At 43.2% G+C, this 14,185-nt stretch carries 14 protein-coding genes and 3 riboswitches; of the genes, 9 read left to right on the top strand and 5 right to left on the bottom strand.

The window, feature by feature from the left end; genetic code table 11:
- Positions 1 to 248: 248 nt before the first annotated feature.
- Positions 249 to 809, bottom strand: a complete 561-nt coding sequence (locus NFR88_RS09820) for a LysR family transcriptional regulator (RefSeq protein WP_251615606.1) — start codon at positions 807 to 809, stop codon at positions 249 to 251.
- Between the two features lie 168 nt (positions 810 to 977).
- Here NFR88_RS09820 and NFR88_RS09815 point away from each other — a divergent pair, with 168 nt between their 5' ends.
- The 5 genes from NFR88_RS09815 (at position 978) to NFR88_RS09795 (ending at position 6,509) form a co-directional block, all read left to right on the top strand.
- Positions 978 to 1,964 carry a threonine ammonia-lyase gene (locus NFR88_RS09815; RefSeq protein ID WP_251615603.1) on the top strand — a complete coding sequence of 329 codons (987 nt, stop codon included), beginning with the start codon at positions 978 to 980 and terminating at the stop codon, positions 1,962 to 1,964.
- Between the two features lie 56 nt (positions 1,965 to 2,020).
- A complete protein-coding gene (locus NFR88_RS09810) occupies positions 2,021 to 3,196 on the top strand; it encodes a M20 family metallopeptidase (protein ID WP_161907552.1) in 1,176 nt (391 codons plus the stop codon).
- 26 nt (positions 3,197 to 3,222) lie between these two features.
- The gene (gene miaB, locus NFR88_RS09805) at positions 3,223 to 4,539 is read left to right on the top strand and encodes a tRNA (N6-isopentenyl adenosine(37)-C2)-methylthiotransferase MiaB (protein WP_251615599.1); all 1,317 of its coding nucleotides are present in this window, start codon (positions 3,223 to 3,225) and stop codon (positions 4,537 to 4,539) included.
- Complete coding sequence (locus NFR88_RS09800; protein ID WP_251615596.1) at positions 4,536 to 5,102, top strand: NUDIX hydrolase; 567 nt, start codon at positions 4,536 to 4,538, stop codon at positions 5,100 to 5,102. The genes miaB and NFR88_RS09800 overlap by 4 nt, the downstream gene beginning before the upstream one ends.
- Before the next feature lie 564 nt (positions 5,103 to 5,666).
- Positions 5,667 to 6,509: a KilA-N domain-containing protein gene (locus NFR88_RS09795; protein ID WP_251615593.1), complete on the top strand. Its 843-nt coding sequence runs from the start codon at positions 5,667 to 5,669 to the stop codon at positions 6,507 to 6,509.
- A gap of 38 nt (positions 6,510 to 6,547) precedes the next feature.
- On the opposite strand, the gene NFR88_RS09790 is transcribed toward NFR88_RS09795, so the two are convergent.
- The 4 genes from NFR88_RS09790 to NFR88_RS09775 are packed head-to-tail and all read right to left on the bottom strand — an operon-like array spanning position 6,548 to position 9,263.
- A complete protein-coding gene (locus tag NFR88_RS09790) occupies positions 6,548 to 7,390 on the bottom strand; it encodes an energy-coupling factor ABC transporter ATP-binding protein (protein WP_161907540.1) in 843 nt (280 codons plus the stop codon).
- A 17-nt stretch (positions 7,391 to 7,407) separates the two neighbouring features.
- Positions 7,408 to 8,184 carry a cobalt ECF transporter T component CbiQ gene (gene cbiQ, locus NFR88_RS09785; protein WP_251615590.1) on the bottom strand — a complete coding sequence of 259 codons (777 nt, stop codon included), beginning with the start codon at positions 8,182 to 8,184 and terminating at the stop codon, positions 7,408 to 7,410.
- A 7-nt stretch (positions 8,185 to 8,191) separates the two neighbouring features.
- On the bottom strand, positions 8,192 to 8,512 hold the full coding sequence (locus NFR88_RS09780) for an energy-coupling factor ABC transporter substrate-binding protein (protein ID WP_161907539.1): 321 nt from the start codon (positions 8,510 to 8,512) through the stop codon (positions 8,192 to 8,194).
- 1 nt (position 8,513) lies between these two features.
- Positions 8,514 to 9,263: an energy-coupling factor ABC transporter permease gene (locus NFR88_RS09775; RefSeq protein ID WP_160202217.1), complete on the bottom strand. Its 750-nt coding sequence runs from the start codon at positions 9,261 to 9,263 to the stop codon at positions 8,514 to 8,516.
- Positions 9,264 to 9,423: 160 nt separating this feature from the next.
- Positions 9,424 to 9,606, bottom strand: a riboswitch (cobalamin riboswitch).
- 127 nt (positions 9,607 to 9,733) lie between these two features.
- A riboswitch (cobalamin riboswitch) is annotated at positions 9,734 to 9,913 on the top strand.
- A 114-nt stretch (positions 9,914 to 10,027) separates the two neighbouring features.
- On the opposite strand from NFR88_RS09775, the gene NFR88_RS09770 reads away from it, so the two are divergent.
- The 4 genes from NFR88_RS09770 (at position 10,028) to cobI (ending at position 14,183) form a co-directional block, all read left to right on the top strand.
- A complete protein-coding gene (locus NFR88_RS09770) occupies positions 10,028 to 11,059 on the top strand; it encodes a homing endonuclease associated repeat-containing protein (protein WP_161907538.1) in 1,032 nt (343 codons plus the stop codon).
- A 13-nt stretch (positions 11,060 to 11,072) separates the two neighbouring features.
- Positions 11,073 to 11,873, top strand: coding sequence for a sirohydrochlorin cobaltochelatase (locus tag NFR88_RS09765; RefSeq protein ID WP_160202215.1), 801 nt, complete (start codon positions 11,073 to 11,075; stop codon positions 11,871 to 11,873).
- A gap of 77 nt (positions 11,874 to 11,950) precedes the next feature.
- Positions 11,951 to 12,139, top strand: a riboswitch (cobalamin riboswitch).
- A gap of 125 nt (positions 12,140 to 12,264) precedes the next feature.
- A complete protein-coding gene (gene cbiD / locus NFR88_RS09760) occupies positions 12,265 to 13,500 on the top strand; it encodes a cobalt-precorrin-5B (C(1))-methyltransferase CbiD (protein WP_251615587.1) in 1,236 nt (411 codons plus the stop codon).
- Positions 13,497 to 14,183 carry a precorrin-2 C(20)-methyltransferase gene (gene cobI, locus NFR88_RS09755; protein WP_251615584.1) on the top strand — a complete coding sequence of 229 codons (687 nt, stop codon included), beginning with the start codon at positions 13,497 to 13,499 and terminating at the stop codon, positions 14,181 to 14,183. Before cbiD ends, cobI begins: the two co-directional genes overlap by 4 nt.
- Positions 14,184 to 14,185 lie beyond the last annotated feature (2 nt).

Raw genomic sequence — 14,185 nt, 5'->3', positions numbered from 1 at the left:
CGTGATGTAGTTACAAACTTTTTCTTAGGGGGATTGATTTGCAGCTGTTGAAAGATATTGGCGTAGGGACCGGTGTCCAGGCTGACATAACCAACGAAGGGATAGCTTTCGAGCTGTTTTCGCGTAATATAGTCTGATTGCTGCTTATAAAGAGGATGTCCCTGACCGATGGTAATGCCGACTTCTAATTCCGCTAGCGGATAGAAACGCAGACGTTGAATCTCAAATTGTCTTCTGAGCGGTTCGCTTTAACAGTCCCAGATACGGATTACACCGATGGAAGCAATATGATCGGCCACATAGGTTGGAATTTCAACCTCATATTGCTCAAAGTGCTGTACAGTAATATTCAAATCTGAAAAATGCTGCGTCATGTTACATAAAATTGAGGAAACCAGTGGGAATCCGCTGCTTACGACTGAGAAGGTTCTTGCAATTTGCTCACGCTTTTGAACAGAAAAGGATTGTAATTGTTCAAGTTGCAGAATTAATGGTTTGATGTGGTCTAGGAAAAGTTTACCAAAGGGCGTCAAATGAACGCCTTTTGGAGAACGTACAAAGATTTCCTGTCCCAATTCATTTTCTAATTTACTGACTGCAGCAGATAAAACTGGACGAGAAATAAAAAGATTATTTGCTGCCATATTGATGGAAGCCACTTTTGCAATTTCTACGACGTAGCGTAACTGATCAATGGTCATGGTATTATTCCTTTCATTCGGCATTTTATAAAATTTTATCACAGGTTGGATAGAGGATACAACGATAAATTTTATCTCATTATGAGGATCACCACCTGGATTTTCCATTGACACAAGTCATTTCATTGTCTATAATGTATATTAATTTAATCACATGAACGCTTTTCTTACCCCCGGGTAAGGATATGACAGCATGCCGGTTTTGTCCCGTTAGGGCCACTTTCGTGGAGGGGCAGATCAGGGATGCTTTCTTTTTTGAAACAGGAGGTACAAGTAATGAATCACAAACAACAGCCATTTTCAGCACGCGAAGTCTTTGAGGCGTATGATCGGATTCACGATTACGTTTATTTAACGCCTTTAGAACCGTCTATTTACCTTGGCAAAGAAACTGGCAGGCAGTATTATTTTAAGCTGGAATGTAATCAAACGGTAAAGAGCTTCAAAATCAGAGGGGCGCTGAGCAAGATGACAACGCTGACAGAAGAAGAACGGAAGATAGGCGTAGCAACGATTTCTTCCGGGAATCACGGCGCCTCTGTCAGCTATGGCGCAAAGCTTTTGGGTATCGAAAATGCAAAGGTTATTGTGCCTGAGACTACGCCCCAGGCGAAGATAGACAAGATTCAGTTTTATGGGGCCGATGCGCTTTTGATGGGGAGAAACTATGATGAGGCTCATGCTTTGGGCATGTCATATATTCAGGAAAATGGGTTGACCTACATTGACGCATATTACGATGATCCTAAGATTTATGGAGGGCAAGGAACAATTGCCGTGGAAATTCTCAAACAAAATTCGTCTGTCGATACCATCGTTGTTCCTATCGGAGGCGGCGGTCTGATCACAGGCATAGCTGTCGCGGCAAAGGCAATCAAGCCAGAGATTCGTATCATCGGCGTGCAGACAGAGGCCTGTCCGGCTATGATCAAATCCTTTTCCGACCATGTGTTCTACGAAGAATATCCGGTAACTGGCGATACGATTTGCGACGCATTGGTTGGCGGCGTTGGAAAACTCGCTTATGAGATTCTGGAAGACTATGTAGATGATTTCATTCAGGTAAAAGAACGGTCTATACGTAAGGCGGTAAAACACATGATAAAAGAGGAAAAGTATATCGTAGAAGGCGCCAGCGCGGCTGCTGTGGCCGCTGTGATGGATGAGGCAGAAAGAATCGGCGGCAAAAATATTGCTCTGATTATGAGCGGCGGTAATATTGATGGTAATTTGATGGTGGAGCTGTTGAAAGAAAAATTGTAACAAGTAGTCATTTGTGGTATGATAAAGATATCCTGATGAGAGAAGAGGTGTGGTCTGTGGATATCAAATTAAAGGAAAAGATGATTGAGGTTGTTGAACAGAACATGGAGGAATTGACTTCCATCAGAACCTATCTGTATGAAAATCCGGAGATTGGCGGTGAAGAAGAAAAGGCAAGCGCGCTGCTGACAAAAACCATGGAGACGCACGGCTTTGATGTAAGCCGGAATATTTTAGACATACCATATAGCTTTCAGGCTGTCTATGACAGCGGAAGACCGGGTCCTTCTATCGGACTGACCTGTGAATATGACGCCCTTCCGTCTATGGGTCATGGCTGCGGTCATAATATCATAGCGACAGCGCCAATGGGAGCAGCATTTGCGCTACGGGAGGCGGTGAAGGAAACCGGTGGTAAGGTAATTTTGTTTGGCACACCGGCGGAGGAATGTTTTGTTACAAAAGCGCCTATGGCGGAAAACGGAGTTTTTGATCAGGTGGATGTAGCAATGACAGTTCATCCGAATCCTGTAAATCTGTCCAGCGGAAAGACAACAGCTTTGGACGCGTGGCAGGTTGAATTCTACGGCAAAGCTTCCCATGCGGGCGCAGCGCCGGAAGACGGCATCAATGCGCTGGATGCGGCAGTTCATTTTTATAGTTTGATTGGATTTGAGAAGCAGTATTTGAAGAATACCAATATTTACGGTGTATTTGTAGATGGCGGTGAGAAGTGCAGTATGATTCCTGCTCACGCGTCTGTCAAATATCTGGTAAGAGCAAGTTCTATGAAGGATATCCGAAAAATACGCGATTTGTTTGAACGGTGCGCGCAGGCTGCATGCGCGGCAGTAGGCACAACCTACAAAATCTGGAACAATGAGCCGGGCAATAAAAATATGGTTACCAACAGAACGCTGGCGGATATCTTTGATAAGCACTATATGGCTATTGGAGGCGGGCAGATGCCTCACATTGACAGTACAGGTTCTACGGATATGGGAGATGTCAGTCAGGTTGTACCAGCGATTCATCCATGGATTGGTCTAGGATGTCCGGATTTGCAGTTGCATACCAATGAGTTTGCTGATGTGACTGTTACGGAAGCAGGAGACAGGGCGATTCGTTTGGGAGCGGAGGCTTTGGCACTGACAGGATTGGAAATCCTCTGTGATCCAGAGCTTTTAGCTGTTATTAAAGCAGAGTTTGACGAAAGTATGAAGAATAATTGAGTAGAAAGAGAGACAAAATCAGGTTCATGAAAGAGAAGACATTTCACATTACAACTTTTGGCTGTCAGATGAATGAGCACGATTCTGAAGTCATGGCAGGCATGCTTTTAGAAAAAGGCTTTACGCCGGTGAAGGAGCGAAAAGACGCTGACGTTGCCATTATCAATACCTGCAGTGTACGGGATAATGCGGATAAACGTTTTTTTGGCACATTGGGACAGCTGAAACACAGAAAAAAGGACGATCCCAATTTCCTGGTCTGCGTCTGCGGCTGTATGATGCAGCAGCAGCACGTTATTGATACCATTAAAGCCCGGTATCCATGGGTAGATATCATCTTTGGAACCCACAACATTCATCAGTTTCCAGAACTGATTGACAATGCGCTCAACGAGAAAAAGAAGCAGGTGGAAATCTGGCCAGACGGCGGCGAGATCGTAGAAGGACTGCCAGCGAAGCGGCTTTACGAAAGCAAGGCGCTGGTCAACATCATGTTTGGCTGCAACAATTTCTGCACTTACTGCATCGTGCCGTATACCAGGGGCAGAGAGCGGAGCAGAAAGCCTTCGGAAATTCTCCGTGAAGTGCGGGAATTGGTAGCCGATGATGTTAAGGAAATCATGCTTTTAGGGCAGAATGTCAATTCTTATAAAGGCGCAGATGGGGTGGATTTTGCAGCGTTAATCTATATGCTCAATGAAATAGAAGGGCTTGAGCGGATCCGTTTTATGACTTCACATCCGAAAGATTTGTCTGATAAGCTAATCCAGGCATTTGTGGACTGCGATAAGCTCTGCAAGAATATTCATCTGCCGGTACAGTCAGGCAGCAGCCGGATTCTCAAAGCCATGAACCGTCACTACGATAAAGAGCAGTATCTGGCTCTTGTTGAGAAGCTGAAAACTGCTGTACCTGGCATCACTATGTCAACGGATATTATTGTAGGATTTCCGGGAGAAACAGAAGAGGACTTTGCAGAAACGCTGGATTTAGTCAGCAAAGCACGCTATGATTCCGCTTTTACTTTCCTATATTCCATCAGGAAGGGCACGCCGGCGGAAAAGTATGAGGATCAGATTCCAGAGGAAGTTAAGCATGAGCGGTTTAATCGGCTGGTAGAATTGATGAACGGCATCAGCGCGGAAAAGAACGCCGCCTATGTGGGAACTGTGCAGCAGGTGCTGGTAGAAGGACCGAGCAAAACAGGAAGTAAAACCTTTGCAGGAAGAACCGATGGGTTTAAGCTGGTGAACTTCCGCAGCGAGACTGACATGACAGGAAAGATGATAGATGTAAAGATTACAAAGAGCAACACCTTCAGCCTGGAAGGAGAAATTTTATGAATCCGAAGCTGAGAAATCTTTGCACTGTCATTACAGATTTTGTGCCGGGCTGTGAGCAGGAAGCGCGGGATAGGGAAGTTATGCTTCGTTTTTTACAAGAAAACGACAATTGTCTGGTGCGGGAGAATCTGACTGCACATTTTACAGCTTCCTCGTGGATTGTCAATGATGGTGGCGATAAAGTACTTATGGTCTACCACAATCTGTATGACTCTTGGGCCTGGACTGGCGGTCACGCTGACGGTGAAGCCGATCTGCTTTCTGTTGCAATCCGTGAAGCAAAGGAAGAAACTGGGGTGCAGGATTTCAAGGTGCTGCGGCGTGTACCGTTTTCTCTTGAAATTATCACCGTAGACGGTCATGAAAAACGCGGCGATTACGTGCCGTCACACCTTCATTTGAATTTGACCTACCTGCTGCAGGCAGATGAAAATGCGCCGCTTTCTGTTAAAGCAGATGAAAACAGCGGAGTGCAGTGGATTCCTGTCAGTCAGCTTGCGCAGCGCGTCAGCGAACCGTGGATGCTAAAGCGGGTATATGGAAAGCTTATTAGCAGGGCGTAGGTGCGGTGTGCATATATTTTGAAAAAATACTTAAAATATGCACATTATCGTGCATATTTTGACGATAAACTTCGAATATATGCATTTTTTTAAGAAAACTCATGTCGTTTATAGGAAATTTTAGCTGAATATATAGAGAGTTGTACATATTTTGAAGAAAACTCCTGAAAATATGCATGTATGGTCGAAAAATTATGCATATTTTAGGAGTTTTTTTATTATATATGCATTTCTGCAGGAATCTAATGCTACTAAATTGATGGGGAAAAAATTCATCTCCAGTTATGAGAAGGCTATAAAGAAATTTCAAACGTTGTTAGCATTAGGCGACTATAAAGATGTAAAGACTCAAACTAAAAACTGTTTTGCAGGTGAGTACGGAAGAAATTGTGAAGTGACAAAATCAACATTCGTACAGAAAGAAAAAGCTATAATTGAGTTGATTTTACATTGCAAAAGACGAACAAAATAGCTATAATGAATTACTAAAGAGTTAACATTATAGTTATGTGCAGGCGGGTTTCTTTTTAGTGAGATTATAATGACACAATAGCAGGAGGAACAATGGGGAAAGTAATCAAGGATACGATTCATGCGAATGGAATAGATATTGGAATTTACACACAGGATTTTGAAAATGAATTCATTTCATTAACAGATATTGCTCGGTATAAGAGTGATGACCCAACAGCAGTTATTCAAAATTGGATGAGAAATCGGGATGTGATAGAATTTTTGGGATTATGGGAAAAACTCCATAATCCGGATTTTAAACCCCTCGAATTCGAGGGGTTTAGAAAACAGGCAGGAGCAAATGCATTTACAATGTCACCAAAGAAATGGATAGAAGCTACAGAAGCTATTGGAATTGTTTCAAAAGCAGGACGTTATGGAGGAACATATGCCCATAGTGATATTGCAATGTCCTTTGCAACGTGGATTTCGCCAGAATTTCAGTTATATATAATGAAAGATTACAGAAGATTGAAGACGGACGAGAATAGTCGATTATCTTTGAACTGGAATTTGAATAGAGAAATTTCCAAATTAAATTATAAGATACATACGAATGCAATTAAAGAAAATCTTATTCCACCGGAATTAACGCCTGCGCAGATTGCTTATACATATGCAAATGAAGCTGACATGTTGAATGTTGTTTTATTTGGAAAAACAGCGAAGCAGTGGAAAGTCGAAAATCCTATGGTAAAAGGAAATATGAGAGATGGTGCGACACTAAATCAGCTTTTGGTGCTTGCAAATTTAGAGAGTTATAATGCCATTCTGATTACCCAAGGGAAAAATCAAAAAGAGAGAATGGAGTTGCTTCGTCAACTGACGATACAACAACTGCAGACGTTGGAAGCTGTAAGCTTGAATAATCTTCCGCAAGTAGCAGAACGCTAGTGTTTTCCTGCAAACCAGAGTTTAACAGGGTTGCAAAATTAAACCGCACTAATATATTCCTCAAGAACCTTCAGGGATTTTGGTACCGGCAGATCCGCAGGCAGGATGCCTTTTTTTACGAGGCTTTCAAAGAGCTCCATGGCTGCAGGCTTTTTTAAATTGGTCTGCTGCAAGATGGTGTCGTTTGAAAAAACCTCGACAGGAGTGCCGTGCATCAGTGTTTTACCTTCTGCAATTAATACGATTTCATCAGCCCATTCCAAAGCATAATCGACGTTATGGGTGGACATAAGAATTGTAATACCTTGTTCTACGAGCATATCCACAATTTTGTTGACGATGATTGTATGCTTAGGGTCGAGAGAGGAGGCTGGTTCATCTAAAATGATGATTTCCGGGTGCATGACTAAAACATCGGCAATAGAAACCTGTTTCTTTTGACCTCCGGAAAGAGAGTGGGTGGGTTTATGCTGAAAATCTGTAATTTCCAGAGTTTCGATGACTTTTGCGACCTCTTTGCGTGCATCTTGCTCGCTCATTCCCATGTTAAGAGCGCCAAAAGAAATTTCCTGTGTCACTGAGGCAGAAAACAGCTGATTATCCGGGTCCTGAAAGACAATGCCTACCTTGCTTCGAAGGTCTAAAAGACCTTTTTTGCTGTAGTCCACAGGCTTTCCGTCTAAGTAGAGTGTACCTTCTGAAGGTTTGTGAATGCCGTTTAAGCACAGGAAAAAAGTAGACTTTCCAGCGCCGTTTGCACCCATAAAGGCAACCTTGCGGCCACGCTCAATTTCCAGACTGAGTCCGTTTAAGGAATAGCTTTTTTCGTCGTCGTAGGAAAAAAATAAATTGTCTGCTTTAATGATAATATCTTTCGTCATGTCTTTCGCGGAAGCTCCTATCTCCATAATTTAAACCATAAAGTAAAAGCCAAAAGGGCAGTTTCATAAAGTACAATGTAGTAGATATTTCTTTTGCTGGTGGGATGGCTTTCTTCCAGCACTCTAATTTCACCATCATATCCTCTGGACTCCATAGCGTCATAAAGATTTCTGGAACGCTTCATAGATCTGATAAACAGCGCCTGCACCATAGAGGCAAAAGATTTTATTGATGTTTTAAAATCCTTGTGTCCAAGGCGGGCGCTTTGTGAAGTGGAAATGTAGTAGGCTACGTCCAGCAGCACAAAGATATACCGGTAAATCAGAAGCATGAGCTCTATCATAAGAGCTGGCACATGAAGCTTTCTGAGGACGCTTAGAATATCTGTCATAGTAGTATTAAAAGATAAAAAGTATAGACAGGATACGGCGGCTAGTGCTGTAGTGATAAGCTGTGCCCCGTGCAAAATGCCTGCAAAACTTCCAGTGACGTACCAGCTTCCAATAGGAACTGCAAAGGCGTCAAGGGGATGTTTTCCGATGTTGATGATAATGGCAGTAGTGCTCAGTATGAGAAAGGCCAGGGGGACCATCATCAAATTTCTGTATCTGGCAGCGGAAATACCGCCGCGAACAATGGTTAGCCAGCTGTTGACTCCAATGACAAAGACGCCCATAGCAATGGAACGACTGACAATACAAAAAATGAGAGTCAGCATTGCAAAAGCGAACTTTTCCATGGGGTTTACATATCTGAGTTTTGACAAATAGCACAGCTTATCTACAATAATCATAATTTATTTATTCATCCTTCATCCATTTTTTTCTTTCGTAAAACCGACCCATAAAGAAGGCGAGAATGCCGACTCCGATACCGGTCTGTACGCAGAAAATTAAACTTTCGATTTCACCGGGAATTTCACCGCCCAGATAGCTTTCCAAAATCGGTGTAAACCAAGGTTCATATTCACCGCCCTGTATTTCTTCTATAGCGCCGCCAGCAGCGTCATCAGAGCCGCCAAATTCAGCGTCTTTGAGCATTAAGAAGGGTACGACTGCGATGAGAATTGCCAGAATCAGAAGCAGAACCACAAGACCCTTTTTAGATTTCTTCTTATCCATATTATTTGCCCTCCTTGATAAATCCGATTGATTTCAGTTCAGGTTTCGCAAAGGATTCTAAACCGATGACGATGATAACAGTCAAAATGCCTTCTACGATAGCAAGAGGTACTTGCGTCGTAGCAAAAATACCCATGAATTTCGCAAGAGAAGCACCGACACCTCCTACTTCTGAAGGATAAGCCAGAGCCAGCTGCAGACTGGTAATGCAGTATGTAAGCAAATCACCTAAGGCAGCTGCCAGAAATACAGAAAACATTTTGTTTACCTTTAACTTTTTGCATAGCTTGTACACGCCATAGGTGATAAAAGGTCCTGCGATAGCCATGGAGAAAGTGTTCGCTCCAAGGGTAGTAAGACCGCCGTGAGCCAGCAGAATTGCCTGAAATAAAAGTACGATAATTCCCAAAATGCTGACTGCTGCAGGACCGAAAAGGATTGCGCCAAGACCGGTTCCTGTCATGTGAGAGCAGCTTCCTGTAACCGATGGAATTTTTAGCGAGGAAATTACAAAGATAAATGCACCTGCCATGGCAAGTACAGTGATAATTTTTCTATTATCTGTAAGGGTATTTCTGATGGAGAAAAAACCCCAGATAAGAAATGGAACGCATATCGCTCCCCATACCAGACAGTAGGTTCCGGGTAAGTAGCCCTCCATAATGTGCATGGCATTTGCCGTGGGAACCATACCAAAGACCAGTGAAAAAACTGTTACAATTGATAAAAATAATTTTTGCCTTTTTGTCATAAAGTATCTCCTTTCTTGATAAACAAATGAACAAAACACGAAATGTTGTATCTCTACGCAATAAAAAATCCTGTCATTTATGACAGGTGCAGCGATAGAAAAGTATGCAAAAAATACTTTCCGTTTCGTGTTCACACCCGGTCATCGTTCGTAACCTGTGTAAATTGGCTGTATTTGGGTAGTTCTTCTGACTTAGACATCTGGCACCCTTATCTTGCCTTCCCAGTTTCCCAGTGACATAAATTAAGATAGGGCTACGTCATTACAGCGGCGCGACCGTGCAGGACTTTCACCTGCTTCTCTTTTAAACCCCTTGAAAGGGACCCTTATACATTCAATTGTAACCTCATTATATTACCGGAGGTTGTATTTTGTCAAGCGGAGGATAGGGGCAAAAAAAGATTCTGTACAAATGCGATTTGATATGATACAATGTCAGCGTAGAAGCGTTGATGCTTTGAAATAACAACTGAATGACAAGTATTTCTTGTCTGTTTTAACAGCAAAGAGGGAAACAGGTGCAAATCCTGTGCGGTTGCCGCCGCTGTAAGGAAGGAGTCATGCCGAAATACCACTGGACAGATAGTCTGGGAAGGTGTGCATGATGAAGATATCCGAGCCAGAAGACCTGCTTGAAATACTAGGAGTGCGCCTGACGGTTATCAGGTTTCCTAAACGACAGATACAGAAAATACGGGCTGTAGCATATTTTGCTACAGCATTTTTATTATTCTAATATTAAAACTTGCTTAGGAGAAATCAAAGTGGAAGAAAGAGAGTTAGAGCTAAGGAAGAAGCTGCTGATTGAAAAGATCAGTCGAAATCCAGACAGGAAATACGGGCAGAATGACAAAACTTCTGCTGTCTGGAAAAATTATGCATTAGCAAGTCCGGACGGCAAATGTGTCTACCAAAGCTTTTCTGATGAAGAACTGCTCGCTTATCTAAGGCGTTTAGCGTCAGAACTGGGGTATGGCCCTACGCAGGGAGAAGTATTTTGGATATTGAAAGACTACATCAAACAAAGGTTTGGTAAATGGCCTTATGCGCTTCGTGCTGCAGGGCTTTCCGCGTCAGCAGGTAAAGGCGGAAAAACTATGGAGCAGATGGAAAAAGAGCGATTGCATAAGGAAAAGCTTCTTGACATGGTCAGAGAAAAAGCACTGGAGCTTGGGAAAATTCCGCATCCCAGAGATCTGCCTGAGGTTTGCAGGGAAATCAAAAAATATTACAGCGGCTGGACTTCTGTTATTAAAGCTGCAAAGCTGGATGCTGATTTTCTTAAAAGAGCAGTCTATAAGATTCCTGATTTAGAACTGGAATATATCAATATGCTGGAAGCAGTTAGAAATTTTGCTCATGAAATAGGACGAAGTCCTCTTCATGGAGAAATTGAACAGGCTGTTAAGCAGGCGCTCATAGAGCGATGCGGCTCCTGGCGCAATGCGCTGTTTCAGATTGATTTGGAACCGGTCCTCCGAATGGAGCCTTTTCACGATATTTATATCGACCATAGAATGACAGAAAATCGAAGGCATCATTCTGACAGTCTCTATGGCTGCTATTATAAGGTATTGAATCTGGATGAAGATGATAGAAAGCGCCTTGGTATGGTAAAAGATATCTATCTGAAAAACGGAAAAATTCCTATGAAAAAGGAAGTGCCAAGACAGCTGCGGCAGGATTTGCACGAAAAATGCGGTTCCTGGGGTAACGTTCTCTATCAGATTGGCGTTACGCCAAAGGAATACTACGAGGAGAAAAATAAAAAGAAAAATAGTAATCAAGGAAAGTAAGAGGAATAAAAAGATGAATCAGAAACAAGACACCGCGATTCTGGTAGTCAGCTTTGGCACCAGCTATAACGAAAATAGAAAGGTCACAATAGATGCTATTGAGCAGGCAGTTGCGGATGCTTTTTCAGATTATCCGGTGCGGCGTGCTTTTACCAGTCAGATGATTATTAATAAGCTAAAGAAAAGAGATGGACTTCATATCGACAACGAAGCTGAGTCACTGCAGCATGCAGCAGCAGATGGATTCAGAAAGCTGGTGATACAGCCGACACATTTGATGAATGGAACAGAGTATCACGACCTTCTGCGCGATGTGGAAAAACATAGAGATCTTTTTGCAGCTGCAGTACTTGGAGAACCTCTTTTAACTGATAAAGAGGATTTTGAGAAAGTTGCAGCTGCCATGGTGGAAGACACAAAAGAGCATACGGATGAAAAGACGGCCGTGGTGTTGATGGGACATGGAACAGGTGTTGAGGCAAACAGGGTATACTTTGATTTGCAAGATGAGCTCAGAAAACAGGGACACCACAACTATTTTATCGCAACTGTGGAAGCGGTACCAACGCTGGAAGATATTCTTCCTGCCTTAAAGGAAGGCGGTTATGAAAAAATTGTGCTGCAGCCTTTAATGATTGTTGCAGGCGATCATGCCAATAACGATATGGCAAGTGATGATGAAGATTCATGGAAAACGATTCTGGAAAAAGAGGGCTATGCGGTGCAGTGTGTACTGCGAGGCATGGGGCAGATTCCTGCAATCAGAGAAATTTTTGCGCAGCATACAGCAAGGGCATTTGAAAAGCTTAAATAAGCATCCCGATAAACGGCTGCTTCAAGCTGGTGCAAATTGCAGTTGACAGCCGAAAACGATTGTAATATAATTCTGTTAAACAACTTGAAAATATTGGTTGATAAAATCGTAATATGGAATCAGGTGAGAGTCCTGAACAGTCCTGCTGCCGTAATGACGGAGTTTTTATGCAAGGCATATGGCCGGTCACTGGGAATCGTTCCTGGGAAGGCGCATAAGAGCGTTGACGTCAGAGTCGGAAGACATCCCAATATTTTACCATGAAAGTCACAGGATATGAGTTTTAGGGTAATAATAGTAAATTCTTCGGCGGCTGGACTCCCAAAACGGAAAAGAAGGAGACAGTGCGAAGAGTTTTACTTAATGCAAGATAAATTTGAACCCGAATCCTGTGGATTCGGGTTTTTCTATTGCAACATTATTCATTGCAGGAAAAGCTTGCAGAAAGGATAATATGGAGAAGTTTACCGTCAAAAATGGAAAAAAACTAAAATACGGTTTTACAACCGGAAGTTGCGCTGCTGCTGCAGCTGCAGCGGCAGCGGCTATGCTTTTTTCTGGAGAGAAAGTCTCTGAGGCGGAGGTTATATTGCCTGCAGGAGAGAAAACGACCATGCAGGTCAGTGAAATAGATATAGATAAGGGTACGGTTTGCTGCACGGTGATAAAAGACGGAGGCGATGACCCTGATGCAACCCATGGCGCAGGAATTTCAGCCTGTGTCAGCAAGGAGCCGATTTCATCGGGAACTTTAGCAGAAACTCGAGATCGTATTACCTTGCTGGGCGGCTGCGGCATAGGCATTATTACAGCAAAAGGCCTGCAGTGCAGCGTAGGAGAGCCTGCCATCAACCCGGTGCCGAGGCAGATGATCTTTGAAAATGTGCAAAGGATACGCAGGAAGTACGGAAAAGAGGAGGAACCTATATATATAGAAATTTCTGTGCCTTGCGGTGCGGAGATTGCAAAAAAAACATATAACCCAAGACTTGGGATTGTTGGGGGGATTTCTATTCTGGGAACGACAGGTATTGTCGATCCTATGAGTGAAAAGGCTCTTGTCGATACGATTAAGACTGTGATCGACAAACAGTATCAGGAGAATCCGAAGCGGATTCTTATCGCCCCGGGAAATTACGGCAGGGAATTTTGCCGTGAGTATCTGGGACTGGATATCGCAAAGGCTGTACCCATCTCTAACTATATTGGAGAAGCTTTGGATTACATTAAGTTTAAGGGGTTTGAGGAAATACTTCTGGTAGGTCATACTGGCAAGCTGATCAAGCTGGCAGCAGGGATTATGAATACCCATTCCTCTTACGCTGATGGCAGAATGGAGATTATCGGTATGCATAGTGCCGTTTGCGGTGCTGACTGCGATACTGTAAAAGCAATTGCAGAGTGTATTACCACCGATGAGGCGTTTGCTCTGATTCAGGAAAAAAATTATTATGAGGAAGTAAAAGCAAGGATTTTGGAAAAGGTTCTGTACCATCTCCATTTCAGGCTGAAAGGACAGGTGAAAGTTGAGACGGTATTGTTTACTACAGATCGAAACCATATTATGAAAAGCCCTGGTGCAGACCGGCTTGCTGAAATGATACGAAAGGATATGAAACAGATATGAGTGGAAAATTTTATGCAGTAGGACTGGGACCGGGAGATCCACAGCTGCTTACAATGAAAGCCATCAATGTAATGAAAGACTGTCATGTTATTGCAGTGCCAAGAAGCGGAGCAGCAGAAAACGTGGCGCTGAAAATTGCGGGAGATTACATCTTGGACAAGGAAATCCTGGAATGCGATATGCCCATGATTAAAGATAAAGAAGAGCTTAATCGCTGTCACGAGAGGTCTGCTGATGCCATTTCCGAAATTTTAGAGCAGGGAAAGGATGTGGCGTTTCTGACCTTAGGAGATCCGGCAATTTACAGCACAGTCATGTACGTGCATAGAAAACTCGCCCAGCGGGGTTATCAGACAGCAATGGTGCCGGGCGTTCCGTCCTTCTGCGGTGCGGCGGCCAGTCTGAATATATCTCTTTGCGAACGTGAGGAAATGCTGCACATCATTCCGGCGACCTATAAAGGAAGTCAGGCGGAAGAACTGGAAGGCACGAAAGTGCTGATGAAGTCAGGCAAAACCATCATGAAGATTAAAGATCAGCTGGCTGACAAGAAAGCTATGATGGTAGAATGCGCCACCATGGAAAATGAAAGGGTATATCAGGACCTAAAAGAACTGAAAGAGCAGTCCAGCTACTTTTCGCTGATTATAATTCCGTCGGAAGACAGACAAAAGGAGAGTTAAAC

The organism is Senimuribacter intestinalis (assembly GCF_943192965.1).
Taxonomy (GTDB): domain Bacteria; phylum Bacillota; class Clostridia; order Peptostreptococcales; family Anaerovoracaceae; genus Senimuribacter; species Senimuribacter intestinalis.
The sequence above is the reverse complement of the archived record's forward strand: the minus strand, read 5'-3'. Positions and strand labels throughout refer to the sequence as shown.